We start from the raw sequence: 15,301 nt of genomic DNA on the forward strand, positions 1-15,301 counted from the left end.
TACATATGGGGGATCGATCATGACGAACGTATTGAACTGGTTTGAGCATTTTCATGCCCATCCCGAAGTGAGCTGGAAAGAATTCGAGACGACGAAGACGATTGCCGACATCTTGACGTCATGGCAAGTCCGTCACGAAACGTTTGCCGACGTCACCGGCACCATCGCCGAGATTGGTGAGGGACACGATGTCATCGCTGTCCGAGCCGACATCGACGCGTTATGGCAACAAGTTGACGGGACGTTCCAAGCCAACCATTCATGTGGCCACGATGCCAATATCAGCATGGTGCTCGGTGCACTTGATGAGTTGCGACACGAACACTTGCCGAAACGGGTCCGGTTTATTTTCCAACCGGCCGAAGAACAAGGGAACGGGTCGCTCGCGATGATTCGACACGGGGCGTTAAAAGACGTCAGTCAGCTGTACGGCATTCATTTGCGTCCGCTCGAGGAACTGCAACGCGGTCAATATGCGGCTGCGATTCAACACGGGGCCGCATTCTTCTTGAAAGGCAGGATCAACGGGGACGATGCTCATGGCGCGCGGCCGCATCAAGGTCAGAACGCGTTAGACGTCATCTTCACGATTCAACAGATGCTCAAGAGCATCTATTTGTCGCCGTTTGAGCCGCATTCGGTCAAACTGACGGGTGTCCAAGCTGGGAGTGAGAATTTGAACATCATTCCGGGCAATGCGACATTCTCGATTGACGTCCGGGCCCAACAGAACAAGGAACTGCTTGAGCTGCGCGACCGCGTCGAGACGATGTTGCACCAGATTGCAGTCCTACATGGAGTGACGATCGACTGGGAGTGGCAAGATTTCACACCAGGCGCCTTGATTGGCGAGCGTTCGAGCCGACATGCGGCTGAAGCGATTAGTCAGCGGTTCGGGGATGATGCGCTCGTCGATCGCATCATCACGTCAGGTAGCGATGATTTTCATTTTTATACGGTCGAACAGCCGGGACTTGATGCGACGATGATTGGAATCGGGGCCAACTTGACGCCAGGGCTTCACCATCCACAGATGACGTTCGATCGTGACGTATTACCGGAAGCGGCCGCCCTGCTCGCCGATACGTTGCGACGGGCCGTACACGCTACATGATTGACGAAATGAACGAGGCGATTGCGCTTCCGTTCATTTTTTTATTGCCTTCCTCGAATGTAAGCGTTATCATCATCTTATTAGCGACAATATAACGACAATTCAGAATCTTTCGCTATCGGGGAGGAAGACACATGGAACAACAGGGGAACAAGGTAGACATGAAGCTTCGCTGGGCAGTATTGCCGCTACTTGTCATGATCGGGGTCATGCTCGTAGCCATCGTCCAATTAAAACAAGGCCCACACATCCCGCTCATCATCGGGACTGCGGTGGCGGCACTCGTCGCCTGGCGACACGGCTATAAGTGGAAAGAAATTGAAGAGATGATGTACAAAGGGATTCGACTCGCTTTGCCGGCGGTCGTCATCATCATTTTGGTCGGCTTGACGATTGGGGCGTGGATTGGGGGAGGCGTCGTCGCGACGATGATTTATTATGGGTTGACGATTATCTCACCGGCCTATTTCCTCGTGACGATTTGTATCATCTGTGCGGTCGTCGCGCTCTCCATCGGCAGTTCATGGTCGACGATGGGGACGATCGGCGTCGCCGGGATGGGCATCGGGCTAAGTATGGGGATACCAGCACCGATGGTCGCCGGAGCAGTCATTTCTGGCGCTTATTTTGGGGACAAGATGTCGCCGCTGTCGGATACGACGAATTTGGCGGCCGGTTTGACGCATACGGACCTATTCGTCCATATCCGTCACATGCTCTATACGACTATCCCGGGCCTTATCATTGCGCTTGGCGCGTATTGGTGGCTCGGCCGCCGCTTCAGCGAGACGACGACGGATTCGTCGGAAATCGTCCAGACGCTTGATATTTTGCAAGACAGTTTCGTCATCTCACCATGGTTGTTAGTGATCCCGCTGGCCGTCATCGCACTCGTCGCGAAAAAAGTGCCGGCCATTCCAGCACTCGTCGTCGGCATCGCCCTTGGCTTTTTGGCGCAAGTCATCGTCCAGGGTGGCTCGCTCTCAGATAGTGTCGGCGCGCTCCAAAGTGGATATGTGATCGAGACCGGCAATGAGTTGGTCGATAACTTGTTCAGTCGGGGTGGTCTCGATGCGATGATGTATACCGTCTCGATGACGATTGTCGCGATGACGTTTGGGGGCATCTTGGAATACTCGGGCATGCTTCAGTCCATCATGAATCAAATCGTCAAACTGGCGAAGACGGCAGGTTCAATGGTCGCTTCGACGATTTTAGCGGCGTTCGCGACGAACGCATCATGTTCCGAACAATACATCTCAATCGTCGTGCCGTCACGCATGTTCGCCAGTGCCTACGAGAAGATGGGACTTCATTCGAAGAACTTGTCGCGAGCGCTTGAAGATGGCGGCACGCTCACGTCGGTCTTCATCCCGTGGAATACGTGCGGCGTGTTCATTCTCGGGACACTCGGCGTCGGGGCGTTCGAATATGCGCCATACGCCATTCTAAACTTTGTCGTTCCGGTCATTTCAATCATCTATGCGTTCACAGGTTTCACGATTGAACGGATTGCTGTGTTGAGTGCAGAGCCACCAATTGAACAACAAGCTGCCCAATAAAAAATTTCCCGGCCTCATGAGGTCGGGAAATTGAATTTATAGACGGCGCGAGGCCGGCCTTGGCCATAGCTCATCTCTTCGCCGATCACATCGACGATGCCGGCGCCATGAAGTTTTTTGATGAGTCGTTCCGTCGTCCGTCGCGTCACGTCGAGATAGTCGGTCAACTCTTTTGCCGTGAACTCGTGTTTTCGTTTGGCGAACTGCAAAATCTTCCCAATATTGACGGGGCTGACTCCGGCTTGTTTGATGAAGTCGAAGGCAAGTTGTTCCGTCACGCGATACGGGATGTGCGCATCACGGGTCGGGAACGATAATCGTTTGGAATCATCGACGATGCGGATGCGCTCTTTACTTGCGGCAGACAAGGCAATTTGAGCATGCTCGTCCGCCTGTTGATAGTCTGTCCCGTAGCCGATTCCAATGCGGTACGTCCCGTTCGGTGCGAGCGTATCTTCTTCGAACGCGTTCAGCACTTCACCTTTGGTCGTCAATACCGTGATGTGATGGTCCTCCGCGGACTCGAGATGTCCACCCAGATACCGGACTGAGGCGAGATGGTCACGCAACATCATATCGTCCGTGTCGTAGCGGATGATGGCGAACTGGGCGGCATCGGCCAACTGTTGCCGAACTTGTTGAATTAACTGTTCGAGATGGTGCCTGACGGTCACTGTCGGCTCAATCATCAGTTGACTGTTGAACCCGGCACGAACGAGCTCATGATGTACCCGCTCGATGCTCGTGATGGCCAGATTCGTTTGTTTGCCTTGGTGACTGGTATGAAAGGCGATGACGTCCTCGAATGCGAGATCAGGACTGATGCGCATGACGGTGGGGGCGACCCGTTCGTTCGGGAACGAGTCGAGAATCGACGTCAGTCGTCTCGGTTCGACCAAATCGATTGATACTTGATTGAGCGACACGGAGTGGGTGAGCGTCGCATATAAAAGCGTCGTCAAGAGGACAGTCTCGTCTTGGACGACGTGATGTGCCGCCACGTGGGTAAGATGAGGGGTCGCATAGGCGAACGGGAATGAGCCGGAAAAAAAGACGCCGTCGAACGAGCCGAGCGTTTGAGCGATGTTCGCCGCTTCGTGCGGATGCTCATACGGATGATAGGCGAACCGGACGCCCTCTGGTGAACCGAGCGAGCGAATCGTCTCCACGAATTCGTGCGATCCGACGATGGCGATATGGATTGACATCAAAACTCCTCCTTGCAATTTAACGACTATTTAACGACAATATAGCTAATGACACGTAAGAAGTAAAGGAGAATGGATATGAGAATAGAGAAAATCGAACTGTTTGCGATTCGTTTACCGTTAAAAGTACCGTTCATCGTCAGTTACCATCGTTATGACGACATGCCGTCAGTGATTGTAAAATTGACGACCGAATGTGGTCACGTCGGCTATGGAGAGGCCGTCGCCGATGAACACGTCACGGGCGAATCGCTCGATAGTACAATTAGTGTGATTCGACATGTGCTCGGACCGCTTTTAATCGGCGAAAACCCGATGCAGATGGAACGGATTCACGACGTGATGGACCGGGCCATCCGTGACGTGCCGGCGGCGAAGGCGGCGCTCGATATCGCCTGTCATGACGTCGTCGGGAAAAAGCTCGGGCTTCCGGTGTATGATCTGCTCGGTGGCCGTTATCACGACGCCTTTCCGGTCACGCACGTCCTCAGTATCGGCGAGCCGGAGGCGATGGCGGCCGAGGCTCGCGAACAGATCGAACAAGGGTACACGGCCGTCAAGATGAAAGTCGGCGTCGACGTCGCCTCGGACGTACGCCGTGTCGAGGCGGTCCGGCGTGCCGTCGGTCCAAACGTGCCGATTCGGGTCGACGTCAATCAGGGCTGGGTGAATGCCGCTAAGACACTCCAAGCGATGCAGCAGCTTGAGCCATTCCACATCGATTGGGTCGAACAGCCGGTCAAGGCTGACGATTTTGAAGGAATGGTCGAAGTGAAAGGGAAAATCTCGGTGCCACTCATGATTGATGAAGGCGTGCGCGGCATGACGGAGATGCGTCGGTTGACGATGATGCAGGCCGCCCACAAAGTGAACATCAAACTGATGAAGTGTGGCGGCATCTACCCGGCGAAAAAACTCGTGCATATGGCCGAAATGTCGGGCATCGAGTGTCAAATCGGGTCGATGGTCGAGTCGTCGGTCGCCTCGAGTGCAGGCTTTCATGTCGCCTTCTCGAGTAAAATCGTCCAATCGGTCGAGTTGACAGGTCCCCTTCGTTTCGCCGAAGACATCGGCAACTTGATGTACGATTTGCCGTTCATCCGCCTGTCCGATGAGCCAGGTCTCGGTGTCGACGTCGATGAGGCCGTCTTGTCACGGCTGACGACGGCGACGTATGTCATCGGAGGGGTCGACCATGTGGCGCAGTGAGTGTAACGGCCTCGACATCGAGGTCAACTATTTGACGATGACAGAGCTCGCACAAGTCGAGGCGGTGCAACAGGCCGTCATGGCCACATTGACGGAAGGAAGCCAGTACCAGTCCCTCACGACTGAGGAGTTCGTAAAGCTGTTGACCGACCGCACATTGATTGGGGCGTACCACGAGGGCACGTTGATCGCATTCCGCGCGCTCCTGATCCCGCCGCTCGACGAAGAGCATCTAGGATACGACATCGGTTATCCGCTTGATGCGCTCGACCGCATCTTGTATCAAGAAGTGACGAACGTCCATCCGGACTACCGCGGCTACGGTCTGCAACAACATCTCGGTAGGCTCCTCATGAAAGAGCTTGAACATGGCAGTCGGTTCGACCTCGTCTGTGCGACCGTGGCGCCTTTCAATATCCCGAGCCTGAAGGACAAGTTCGCCCTCGGCCTTCGCATCGGTGCCCTCAAACCGAAATATGGCGGAAAGCTGCGCTACATTTTTATGAAGGAACTGCACAGCGACTGGCGCCCGACTGGTGACACGACGTGGCTCGATATGGGCGAGACGGAGCAACAAGTCGCCTTATTGAAGGCAGGCTGGTTCGGGACGATGATGACACGCGACGGGGAGAGCTGGCTCGTCAAATATGAACGATGAAAAATGGCCTGATCGCGACGATCAGGCCATGTTGCTTATTCGAGGATGAACAATACGTCCTCGGCTAACTTCTCATATGTCCGGTCGCTCGGATGGAACTGGTCGGTCGCAAGGTCACGGCCAACGTCCGAGACGTAAGCGAACGGATCGATCACATCGATGCGTTGCGCGTTGCCGAACGTGGCCGCGGAGGCGTTCCAGTCGAGAATCAATTGATTGAACGCCTCACCGTTCTCGTTCTCTTGGAACGGGTTATAGAGCGCGATATAGACGATTTGCGCCGTATCGTTCAATCCGCGAACTTGTTCGAAGATATCATTCAAGTTCGTCTTCGCATCGGTCACGACTTGCTCGATATCGACCGATTCGAAATTGTCGACGTTCTCGCCGCGGTTGAACAAGTCGTTGCCGCCGATCGTGAGCGTGATATAGCGGGCGTTCTCAATTGTGCGTCTTACTTCAGGTTGTTCGAGCTGCGCCAATAAGTCTTCCGTCCGGGCGCCGGAGACGGCCAGATTCTGCGTACGGATATCATTCTCTTCGAGCGCTTCACCGACCGGTTGGACGTAGCCCGCACCTGATGTAGAGCCGACCCCGCGTGTCAATGAATCTCCGAGTGCGACGTAAACATCACCGACCGGTTCGGGTCTCGTATCTTCGCTGACCGAGAGTGTCCGTTCCGGCGGATTGACGATATCTTGGTAACCGATCCATAAACCGTATAGGGCGATGCCCGTCAAGAAGACAGAACCGATTAAAAACGTATACCATTTCCCATTTTTCATGTGATGACCTCACTTTCTATAGAACTATCATATCAAATAAGTGTGAACCTGCCCTATGTGAATGTTCGAATAGGACAGATGCGATCGAGTCCGATAGAATGTAGGAGAGGTGAGATGATGCAACCAACATTGAAGATAGACCATTTGACAAAAGTAATCGGTAAAAAAACAATCATCGATGACATCTCGTTCGATGTGTTCCCCGGTGAAGTGTTCGGCTTCTTAGGACCGAACGGGGCAGGTAAAACGACGACGATTCGGATGATTGTCGGATTGATTAAGCCGACGAACGGGACCGTCTCGATTTGTGGGTTCAGCGTCGAACGTCAATTCGTTCAGGCGATGAATCAAATCGGCGCCATCGTTGAGAATCCGGAACTGTACAAGTTCATGAGCGGGCGTGAGAACTTGAACGCCTTCGCGCGGATGTTGCCCGGTGTCGATGAGGCCCGGATTCAAGAAGTGATCGATCTCGTCGATTTGACGGCACGAATCGATGATAAAGTGAAGACCTACTCGCTCGGGATGCGGCAACGGCTCGGCATCGCTCAGGCCATGTTGAACAATCCCCGTGTCTTGATTCTCGATGAGCCGACGAACGGGCTCGACCCGATGGGGATTCGTGACCTTCGACTCTTCATCCGCCGTCTCGTTGAAGAGACAGGATTGAGCGTCCTCGTCTCGAGCCACATCTTGGCCGAGATTGAACTGCTCGCGGACCGCGTCGCCATCATGTCGCGCGGGAAAATCGTGAAAGTCGGAACGGTCGAGGAGCTGATTCATGAGTTGGCGTCGACGGTCGATGTCCACGTGGCCGACAGTTTTGAAGTCTTGCCGATCATCCGCGGATTCGAGTCGATTGATCACGCCGACGTTGTCGATGAACGGACGATTCGGGTCTCGATGAATCTGGAAGATACGGCCCGATTGAATCGCTACTTGCTCGATCGAGGCGTCGACGTGTTCGGTCTCGAACGACGCGTCCAGACGCTAGAAGAATTGTTTATCTCATTGACCGGGGGTGACCATATTGTCTAATCCGTCAATCCTTGGCCTCATTCGGAACGAAGTCTTAAAGATTCATAAGAAACGTCGGCTTCTCGTCGTGTCGACCATTCTCATCGTGCTCGTCTCGATGTTCACGTATGCCAACTACCGGCAGATCGAGAAACAACGGGAAGAACAAGGAACGATCGACTGGCGTGTCGATTTACAGCAAGAGATCGTTGATACGCAAAACCGGCTCGCCTCGGCGAACGTTCAGGATGAGTTCCGTCAAATTTTGGAATTCCAGGTCCAACAGAATCAATATTACTTAGATAATGATATTAACCCGAACTATCCTGGGGCGCCGACGTTCATGCGTGTCTTCTTCTCGCAAGGGACGACGCTCGTGCTCCCACTCTTCATCATCGTCCTGATGGCCGATATCGTCAGCGGTGAGCATAATGATGGCACAATCAAGACGCTGTTGTCCCGCCCGGTCCGGCGCTTTAAGATTTTGCTTGCTAAATGGATGACGACGCTGCTGTATACGTCGATTCTTATCTTCATCACGGCACTCGTCAGTTATGTCATCTCTGGCATCGTGCTCGGTTGGGACGGATGGACCGCGCCGATTTTGACTGGGTTCCAAGCCTCGGCGACCGGGACGTTCTCGACCGACTTCGTCCATACGCTGCCGATGTGGCAATATTTGCTCATGTCAGTCGGCCTATCCTGGTTCGTCGTCGCGGCCGTCGGGACAATCGCACTCATGATCTCAGTCATCGTCAAAAATACGGCGACTGGGATTGGGATCATGATGGCCGTCCTGATTTCAGGACCGCTCCTCACGTCGCTCGGGTCGAATTGGGACAGCTCGAAATATTTGGTGAACGTCAACTTCGGTCTTCATACCTATCTCGAGGGGCAAGCCCCACCGATCGAGGGGATGACATTACCGTTCTCGCTCATCGTCATATTCGTCTGGTCGCTAGCGGCTCTCGCGTATGCGTTCTACCATTTCACACAAAAAGATGTCTATTGATGACTGGCGTCACCTTCCCCGGTGACGCTTTTTTTGTTACGGCTGATACGACTAGAGAAATGATGGGTTAGTCCAAATGTCTTAATAATTTGAATTGTCAAAATAATTAAAAAGTTGGATACATTAAATGTGGGAAACTATGTAAAGTAGGAGACACCACATAAGGAGGGAAACACACATGAAAAAAGTTTTATCTACATCACTCATCGCAGGCGTCTTGCTCGTGCCGCAACTTGTCGGCGCGGCGGAGCTCAAGTCGGGCACGTTGACGAAACCATCGAACGAGGCTCCGACGACAATCGTCAAAGAGTATGCGAAAGCGAAAGGCGAATTCAAAACGCTCGAATCGAAGCGTGACAAAGTCGGACAAGTGGTCAAATTACAACAGACGGTTGACGGAGTGCCGGTCTTCGGTGGAATCGTCGTCGGTGTCGTCGATAACGATGGCCAATTGAAAACGGTCGTCGATGACACGAAACAACTCAAAGGATTACATAAATCGATCAAACTGAACGAACAAAAAGCGGTCGCTCGTTATAAAGAGCTTGTCGGCCACAAAGGCGCATACGAGCTTGAGCCGGCAGCGGAACTCGTCGTCTATCCGAACGGGGAAGAGGCGGTCTATGCGTATGAAGTGACCGGGACGATTCTTGATGCGGATGAGCCGTCACGCTGGACGTACTTCATCGATGCGGCAAGCGGGAAAGTATTGAACAAGTACAACCAATTGGCACACGCCAAACCGACGAACGGTGTCACGGGTACGACGTATACGGGCACGGGAATCGACGTCCTTGGCCAGAGCCAAACGTTCAAGACGACGAAGAGCGGTTCATATTACTATCTCCAGGACTCGACACGCGGTAAAGGCATCTATACGTATGATGCGAAAAACCGGACGACGCTTCCAGGATCACTTTGGGCCGATGTCGATAACGTCTTGAACACGACGTATGACCGGGCAGCGGTCAGCGCCCATGTCAATGCGACGAAGACATATGACTTCTTCAAGAATACTTATGGACGCAACAGTTACGATAACAACGGCGCGGCCCTTAACTCAACGGTCCACTATAGCCGCAGTTACAACAACGCGTTCTGGGATGGCAGCAAGATGGTGTACGGTGACGGTGACGGGCAAACGTTCACGTACCTCTCTGGCGCACTTGACGTCGTCGCTCACGAATTATCACACGCGGTCACAGAATATACGGCCGGTTTAATTTATCAGAACGAATCGGGCGCCATCAACGAGGCGGTATCCGATATCTTCGGTACGGTCGCGGAGTATAGCGTCGGCTCGAACTTCGACTGGTTGGTCGGGGAAGACATCTATACGCCTGGCATCGCCGGTGACGGTCTTCGGTCAATGTCCAATCCAGCGGCCAACGGTGACCCAGATCACTACTCGGTCCGTTACACAGGGACACAAGATAACGGCGGCGTCCACATCAACTCGGGAATCGTCAACAAAGCAGCTTACCTCTTGGCGAGCGGCGGTTCACACTACGGCGTATCGGTCCAAGGTATCGGCGTCATGGAGATGGGGGACATCTACTACCGTGCCCTCACCGTCTACTTGACACCGACTTCGAACTTCTCAAGCCTACGTCAAGCGGTCGTTCAATCGGCCAAAGACTTGCACGGTGCGACGAGCACGCAAGCAGTCGCAGCGGCGAAATCGTTCGATGCGGTCGGCATCAACTAAACGTGATTCAATCCTTTTCGCTTCGGCGGAAAGGATTTTTTTGTCGCTATTTTTTGAAAGAATAGGGTAAATACGGATTGTACGTAAAATTTGTCGCAATCAAGGAGGATATATGGACATTCAATCATTTCGCATTGACCATAAAAACGGGATTCGTCTGGACGATTACCCAACCACGATCAAGGACCGCCCATCGGACGAGACGTTGCAAAACGAGCTGATTCCGGAGAGCGTCGAAAGATTGAAAGAGTTGCATTGGAAACTATATGCCGAAGCCAAAAAAGGTGTCGTCGTCGTCTTACAGGCGCTCGATGCGGGCGGTAAAGATGAGGCAATCAGTTATATCTTTTCCAATCTGAACGCGCAAGGGTTGAAGACGAACGCGTTCCAAAAACCATCGGATACGGAAAAGAAACATGACTATCTATGGCGGATGCATGACCTCATGCCGGAGCGAGGCCAAGTCGGTATTTTGAACCGCTCCCATTATGAGGAAGTGATTGCCCCGCGCGTCCATGATTTGCTCGGAGAAGAGGTCATTCCGGATGAGGAGGATAAAGAATCGGTATGGAAAGTCCGCTATCGCCAAATCAATGACTTTGAACAATATTTAGATGAGAACGGGTTTAAGGTCATCAAATTTTTCTTTAACGTCTCAAAAGAAGTCCAGCGCGATCGTTTGCTCGAACGACTGAAAGACCCAAGCAAGAATTGGGAGTTCTCGTTCAATGATGTCGAAGAACGAAAGCATTGGGACGATTACCAAGATATCTTTGAGGATATGTTATCGAACACGGCGTCAAAACATGCACCTTGGTTTGTGCTCCCGGCAGATGATGACTGGTACGCCCGTTATATCGTCTCGACGATTATGATTGACGTTCTAGAGGACATCGATCCCCAGTTTCCGACATTCACGGAAGACGAACAGGAACGAATCGATGAAGCGATTCAAACGCTCGAAAACGAGTGACGTTTGTCGAGTCCGTGAACGTCCATTTCTCCACTTGCACTGAAAGCGAATTCAAGTTACAGTGGACGTAGATAAAATTAGACGTCAGACATCTGTATGAAGGAGCAATGAGTGTGGGGAATATCAGTTTATTATTTGGAGGCGTGGCACTGTTCATCAACAGCCTCGTTTTGTTTGGAAAAGTGGACGTCAAGAGTGCGGGTGTGTTTAGTCTGTTCACAGGCCTGTTGCAGACGTTCATCGCGACGTGGCTCGTCATCGGGGCGAGTTCGGCGGAGATGTTTGGATATGCGAGCATCTACTTGTTCGCGTTCACCTATTTGTACGTCGGTGTGACGTTCCTGTTCGATTTGGACGGTCGGGGCGTCGGATGGTTCTCGCTCTTTGTATCGATTTCGGCCGTCTTCTATGCGGTGATCGCATTCACGACGGGCGATGTGATGGGAGCAGTCACGTGGTTGTTCTGGTCGCTCTTGTGGGGACTCTTCTTCATGGGGATGGGCCTAGGGCGGCAGATTGACGGCTTGACGGCCCGGGTCGCATTCGTGCTCGCCTGGTTGACCTTGATTATTCCGGCACTGTTCGGTCTCGCGAATTTGATGACGCCGCTCTATGGCGTGATGTGGTGGGCCGCGAGCGGCACCGCGATCCTTTATTTTGGGTTGACGATGTGGCGCCAGCGTCGTTTAGTAGAAGTGACACAATGAACGATGCTCCTTTGGGAGCGTCGTTTTTTTTGCGCATTCATTTGTGTCTAAAATGTGAAAAGTGGGAATGAAATACGTAAAGGAGGCGACCTCGGATGAGTGACGGCTTAATTTTACTGATGGGACTATTATTATGTGGATGGATGCTGTTTGCGGTCGTGTTTGATGATACAATTAAAAGAAGAATTTAACGGGCCGTTTCCTTTAAGGGACGGTCTTTCGTTTGAGGAGTGACAAGGATGGAAAAGACACCAGTCATCGTCCTCGTCGGACCGACGGCTGTCGGAAAGACGAAGACAGGGATTGAGCTCGCCAAAGTGTTCAACGGTGAAATCGTATCGGGCGACTCGGTCCAAGTGTACCGCGGGATGGATATCGGTTCGGCAAAAGTGACGGTCGAGGAGGCGGAAGGGGTTCCGCATCATTTGATTGATATATGCGACCCGGACGAGGCGATGAGCGTCGCCACTTTCCAAAAGTTGGCCCGGGCGGCGATCGATGATATTTATGCGCGCGGAAAATTGCCGATTCTGGTCGGCGGGACAGGTCTCTACATCCGTGCGATTCTCTATGACTATGAGTTCACAGAACGACCGGTCAATCACGAATTGCGAGAAGCGCTCGAGTTAGAAGCTGAGACGGATGGACCTGAGGCGCTGCATGCGCGTCTGCAATCGCTCGATCCAAAACGGGCCGAGAGCATTCATCCGAATAACGTCCGCCGCGTCATCCGGGCCCTTGAAGTCGCGCTCCAAGGCGACGCCCAGGCGATGGACAGCCTCCCGTCGGAACATTACGCCTATAAACTGTTCATCTTGCATGCGGACCGGGACGTGCTCTACTCGCGCATCAACCATCGTGTCGACTTGATGCTCGAAGCGGGCCTCATCGAGGAAGTCGAGCGCTTGCTCGCGGCTGGTTACCGGGACACGCAAGCGATGCGCGCCATCGGTTACAAGGAAGTCGTTCCGTATCTTGATGGATTGATGACCCGAGAGCAGATGAGCGAGACGCTCAAACAGCACACGCGCAAGTTCGCAAAACGTCAATTGACATGGTTCCGTCATCAATTTAATGGGATTTGGGTCGATATGGGACGAAAATCATTTGAACTATCGTATCAAAATATTTATGATGAAGTTGAGGAGTTTTTTCGAAAATTCCGATTATTTCAAAGAGACATAGACTAGGGGGAATGCAACATGAAGGCTAGCTATAACATTCAAGACCATTTTTTGAATCAATTACGTAAAGAAATGGTGCCGACGACCGTGTTTTTAGTCAGCGGGTTTCAAATTCGGGGAGTCATTAAATCGTTTGACAACTTCACGGTCATCGTCGAATCGGAAGGGCGCCAACAGTTGATTTATAAACATGCGATTTCAACGTTCTCACCAGCACGGAACGTCACATTGTTCGAACCGGAAGCGGTTGAAGTGACAGAAGGCTAATGAACGGCATAAAAAAAGAAGCGGCCCGGGGACCGCTCTTTTTTTATGCCGTTTTTACGTTCGAATCGAAATCGATGGCTTCGAGCACACGATGGACGGCACAACCGCCGAGGAGTGAGTCGAGTTGGTCACAGAGCTGGCTCGGTGCCGAGCGGTATAAGTGTGTATACGTTCGTTTCCATGACCGTTCGGCCGACTGGATGCGAACGAGTAGGTCGGCATGACCAAGTTCTTTCAGCTTCTCGATATTCATCCGGTTCGTCCGGGCGAATGCCGATAAGACGACGGCCTTGGCGAGCGGTGTTTGAATCGGATAGCCGGCAACGACGAGGACGGCCATCGCGCCTTTCATCTCATGCTCGATGACCGAGTCGACGAGCTGGTCCGGCGTATATGGGTTGCCGGCATGTCCTGAGACCGCCGCGACGAGTTCGTGATGTGAGACCGGGCAAGTCGATGCCTGTAAAATGCTGGCGATTGTTGAATGCGTAGTGGCGTAACGTGTCGCTTCCCCTGTTGCGATCAATCGTTCGTACGTATCTACCAATGAAATCATGTGAGTTCCCCCTTTATCTAGCTATCTTTATCGTATCAATTCTAGTAAGCGCTTTCAATATAATTTAGGAAACTTCATGACCTATAACGAAAGTATGTTCGCCTCGAAGTGGAAAACACGATACAATGGGCAAAGAGAAGAAGGAGGGGATTGTATATGAATTATTACCAACAGATTGATCCGATCACGGGGAGCGGCTTCGACCGGACGCGGTTTCAACTCCCGACCGTCGAAAAAGCGTCGACGCGATTGACTGACCTTACGGACGGGACACCGGTCCAGACGAAAGCGCTCGTCAGTACAGTCGAAGTGAGAGAAGGCAAATCGGGTGCCAAATGGCTGCAACTGAATTTGACGACATCGAGCGGACTCATCCGTGCCAAGCAATGGTTGCGCGGCAACGAAGAGCAGTTGTTACCGATTTACGAGTCTGGTGTGATCGAGCTTGAAGGGAAAATCGACGTCTATCCGAAACCGGACGGCGCCAAGTCAATCACAATCGACCGGGCCAAACCGATTGCCCGGGACGAGGCCGTCTCATTGTTGCCAGGTCTTCCTGGAGACGAGACGATGGAACAATACGCCGACGAGCTGTTCGCGATTCTGTCGACGCTCTCGCCTGACTATCAAGCGATTGCGATGTCACTGCTCGACCGCTATTGGGACGATTTCGTTCTCGCTCCGGCTGCACTGTATCATCATCATAACTATGTCGGCGGCCTCTTGAAGCACACGGTTTGTATGCTTCGACTCGGTTATCGCATCCAAGAACAGGACGACCATTTGGCGATGGCGTTCCGGGTCATCAAAGAAGCCGAGCAGTTGCACAAAGTAGACGTATGGAATACGATGAACGGTGTAAAAGTTGAACAGGCGTTCCGGGGCACGTTCGAGTCGCTCTATGCGGCCTGCGAGGCCATCGCGGAATTGAAGGAGCCGCTCCGTTGGGACGAACTCGCGCTCGGGATTTTATTCCATGATATCGGCAAGTTGTTCGAGTACAGTCACTTGCTGTCGTCCCCGAAACGGTTCGAGCAACTGTTCTCGGTTAACGGTACGAGTGAGACGACCGGCATCTCGATCAATCCGATGGGAAGCTTGATCGGACATATGCCGTACGGCGGACTGTTGTTCGAGAAGAGTCAACAGGCCGCAAGCGTCACGTTGTCGCTCGACGCCCATCATCGGATTTGGCATATGATTTTATCCCACCACGGCAAGCGCGAGTGGGGCTCGAGCGTGTTACCGGTCACGACAGAAGCGTGGATGCTTCATTTGATTGACTTGCTGGATGCGCGCTATGAGAAATGGGCGCGAGTTCACGAAAATTTATAAGGTGAG

15 protein-coding genes are annotated in these 15,301 nt (G+C 52.6%); 12 read left to right on the forward strand and 3 right to left on the reverse strand.

The annotated features are described in order from the left end of the window. Positions 1–19: 19 nt before the first annotated feature. Positions 20–1,114: an amidohydrolase gene (locus KNP84_RS07975; protein ID WP_029595602.1), complete on the forward strand. Its 1,095-nt coding sequence runs from the start codon at positions 20–22 to the stop codon at positions 1,112–1,114. A gap of 161 nt (positions 1,115–1,275) precedes the next feature. Further along, entirely contained in the window at positions 1,276–2,676 is a 1,401-nt protein-coding gene (nhaC, locus tag KNP84_RS07980; RefSeq protein WP_058764511.1) for a Na+/H+ antiporter NhaC, read from the forward strand. Positions 2,677–2,690: 14 nt separating this feature from the next. Here nhaC and KNP84_RS07985 read toward each other — a convergent pair whose 3' ends face one another. Continuing rightward, a complete protein-coding gene (locus KNP84_RS07985; RefSeq protein WP_215114573.1) occupies positions 2,691–3,884 on the reverse strand; it encodes an HTH domain-containing protein in 1,194 nt (397 codons plus the stop codon). 78 nt (positions 3,885–3,962) lie between these two features. Between KNP84_RS07985 and KNP84_RS07990 the strand changes: the two genes are divergently transcribed. Together KNP84_RS07990 and KNP84_RS07995 are read left to right on the forward strand one after the other, a co-directional pair. Next, positions 3,963–5,093 (forward strand): mandelate racemase/muconate lactonizing enzyme family protein, encoded by a 1,131-nt coding sequence (locus tag KNP84_RS07990; RefSeq protein WP_021067294.1) that lies wholly within the window; start codon positions 3,963–3,965, stop codon positions 5,091–5,093. After that, a complete protein-coding gene (locus KNP84_RS07995) occupies positions 5,080–5,751 on the forward strand; it encodes a hypothetical protein (RefSeq protein ID WP_215114574.1) in 672 nt (223 codons plus the stop codon). The genes KNP84_RS07990 and KNP84_RS07995 overlap by 14 nt, the downstream gene beginning before the upstream one ends. A 35-nt stretch (positions 5,752–5,786) precedes the next feature. On the opposite strand, the gene KNP84_RS08000 is transcribed toward KNP84_RS07995, so the two are convergent. Continuing rightward, positions 5,787–6,536 (reverse strand): GDSL-type esterase/lipase family protein, encoded by a 750-nt coding sequence (locus tag KNP84_RS08000; RefSeq protein WP_021067296.1) that lies wholly within the window; start codon positions 6,534–6,536, stop codon positions 5,787–5,789. 117 nt (positions 6,537–6,653) lie between these two features. Between KNP84_RS08000 and KNP84_RS08005 the strand changes: the two genes are divergently transcribed. The 7 genes from KNP84_RS08005 to hfq all read left to right on the forward strand — a co-directional run bounded on the left by KNP84_RS08005 (position 6,654) and on the right by hfq (position 13,404). Beyond that, complete coding sequence (locus KNP84_RS08005) at positions 6,654–7,574, forward strand: ABC transporter ATP-binding protein (protein ID WP_031200222.1); 921 nt, start codon at positions 6,654–6,656, stop codon at positions 7,572–7,574. Continuing rightward, the gene (locus tag KNP84_RS08010; RefSeq protein WP_021067298.1) at positions 7,567–8,565 is read left to right on the forward strand and encodes an ABC transporter permease; all 999 of its coding nucleotides are present in this window, start codon (positions 7,567–7,569) and stop codon (positions 8,563–8,565) included. The genes KNP84_RS08005 and KNP84_RS08010 overlap by 8 nt, the downstream gene beginning before the upstream one ends. Before the next feature lie 178 nt (positions 8,566–8,743). After that, positions 8,744–10,273 (forward strand): M4 family metallopeptidase, encoded by a 1,530-nt coding sequence (locus KNP84_RS08015; protein WP_021067299.1) that lies wholly within the window; start codon positions 8,744–8,746, stop codon positions 10,271–10,273. A gap of 112 nt (positions 10,274–10,385) precedes the next feature. Further along, positions 10,386–11,246, forward strand: a complete 861-nt coding sequence (locus tag KNP84_RS08020; protein ID WP_215114575.1) for a PPK2 family polyphosphate kinase — start codon at positions 10,386–10,388, stop codon at positions 11,244–11,246. 113 nt (positions 11,247–11,359) lie between these two features. Continuing rightward, on the forward strand, positions 11,360–11,953 hold the full coding sequence (locus KNP84_RS08025; RefSeq protein ID WP_031200223.1) for an AmiS/UreI family transporter: 594 nt from the start codon (positions 11,360–11,362) through the stop codon (positions 11,951–11,953). A 239-nt stretch (positions 11,954–12,192) separates the two neighbouring features. Continuing rightward, positions 12,193–13,143, forward strand: coding sequence for a tRNA (adenosine(37)-N6)-dimethylallyltransferase MiaA (miaA, locus tag KNP84_RS08030; RefSeq protein ID WP_214799697.1), 951 nt, complete (start codon positions 12,193–12,195; stop codon positions 13,141–13,143). A 12-nt stretch (positions 13,144–13,155) separates the two neighbouring features. Further along, entirely contained in the window at positions 13,156–13,404 is a 249-nt protein-coding gene (gene hfq, locus KNP84_RS08035; protein WP_021067304.1) for an RNA chaperone Hfq, read from the forward strand. A gap of 43 nt (positions 13,405–13,447) precedes the next feature. Here the strand turns inward: hfq and KNP84_RS08040 are convergent, their stop codons facing one another. Continuing rightward, positions 13,448–13,960 carry a hypothetical protein gene (locus tag KNP84_RS08040; RefSeq protein ID WP_029595590.1) on the reverse strand — a complete coding sequence of 171 codons (513 nt, stop codon included), beginning with the start codon at positions 13,958–13,960 and terminating at the stop codon, positions 13,448–13,450. A gap of 156 nt (positions 13,961–14,116) precedes the next feature. Between KNP84_RS08040 and KNP84_RS08045 the strand changes: the two genes are divergently transcribed. Then, the gene (locus tag KNP84_RS08045) at positions 14,117–15,295 is read left to right on the forward strand and encodes a hypothetical protein (protein ID WP_058763509.1); all 1,179 of its coding nucleotides are present in this window, start codon (positions 14,117–14,119) and stop codon (positions 15,293–15,295) included. The last annotated feature ends 6 nt before the right edge of the window (positions 15,296–15,301 follow it).

It is taken from the genome of Exiguobacterium sp. s70 (genome assembly GCF_018618315.1).
GTDB classification, from domain to species: domain Bacteria; phylum Bacillota; class Bacilli; order Exiguobacteriales; family Exiguobacteriaceae; genus Exiguobacterium; species Exiguobacterium chiriqhucha.

Bases quoted from the DNA above. Each gene is read 5' to 3' on its own strand.
- KNP84_RS07975 (WP_029595602.1), top strand. From the start codon at position 20: ATGACGAACGTATTGAACTGGTTTGAGCATTTTCATGCCCATCCCGAA.
- nhaC (WP_058764511.1), top strand. From the start codon at position 1,276: ATGAAGCTTCGCTGGGCAGTATTGCCGCTACTTGTCATGATCGGGGTC.
- KNP84_RS07985 (WP_215114573.1), bottom strand. From the start codon at position 3,884: ATGTCAATCCATATCGCCATCGTCGGATCGCACGAATTCGTGGAGACG.
- KNP84_RS07990 (WP_021067294.1), top strand. From the start codon at position 3,963: ATGAGAATAGAGAAAATCGAACTGTTTGCGATTCGTTTACCGTTAAAA.
- KNP84_RS07995 (WP_215114574.1), top strand. From the start codon at position 5,080: ATGTGGCGCAGTGAGTGTAACGGCCTCGACATCGAGGTCAACTATTTG.
- KNP84_RS08000 (WP_021067296.1), bottom strand. From the start codon at position 6,536: ATGAAAAATGGGAAATGGTATACGTTTTTAATCGGTTCTGTCTTCTTG.
- KNP84_RS08005 (WP_031200222.1), top strand. From the start codon at position 6,654: ATGCAACCAACATTGAAGATAGACCATTTGACAAAAGTAATCGGTAAA.
- KNP84_RS08015 (WP_021067299.1), top strand. From the start codon at position 8,744: ATGAAAAAAGTTTTATCTACATCACTCATCGCAGGCGTCTTGCTCGTG.
- KNP84_RS08020 (WP_215114575.1), top strand. From the start codon at position 10,386: ATGGACATTCAATCATTTCGCATTGACCATAAAAACGGGATTCGTCTG.
- miaA (WP_214799697.1), top strand. From the start codon at position 12,193: ATGGAAAAGACACCAGTCATCGTCCTCGTCGGACCGACGGCTGTCGGA.
- hfq (WP_021067304.1), top strand. From the start codon at position 13,156: ATGAAGGCTAGCTATAACATTCAAGACCATTTTTTGAATCAATTACGT.
- KNP84_RS08040 (WP_029595590.1), bottom strand. From the start codon at position 13,960: ATGATTTCATTGGTAGATACGTACGAACGATTGATCGCAACAGGGGAA.
- KNP84_RS08045 (WP_058763509.1), top strand. From the start codon at position 14,117: ATGAATTATTACCAACAGATTGATCCGATCACGGGGAGCGGCTTCGAC.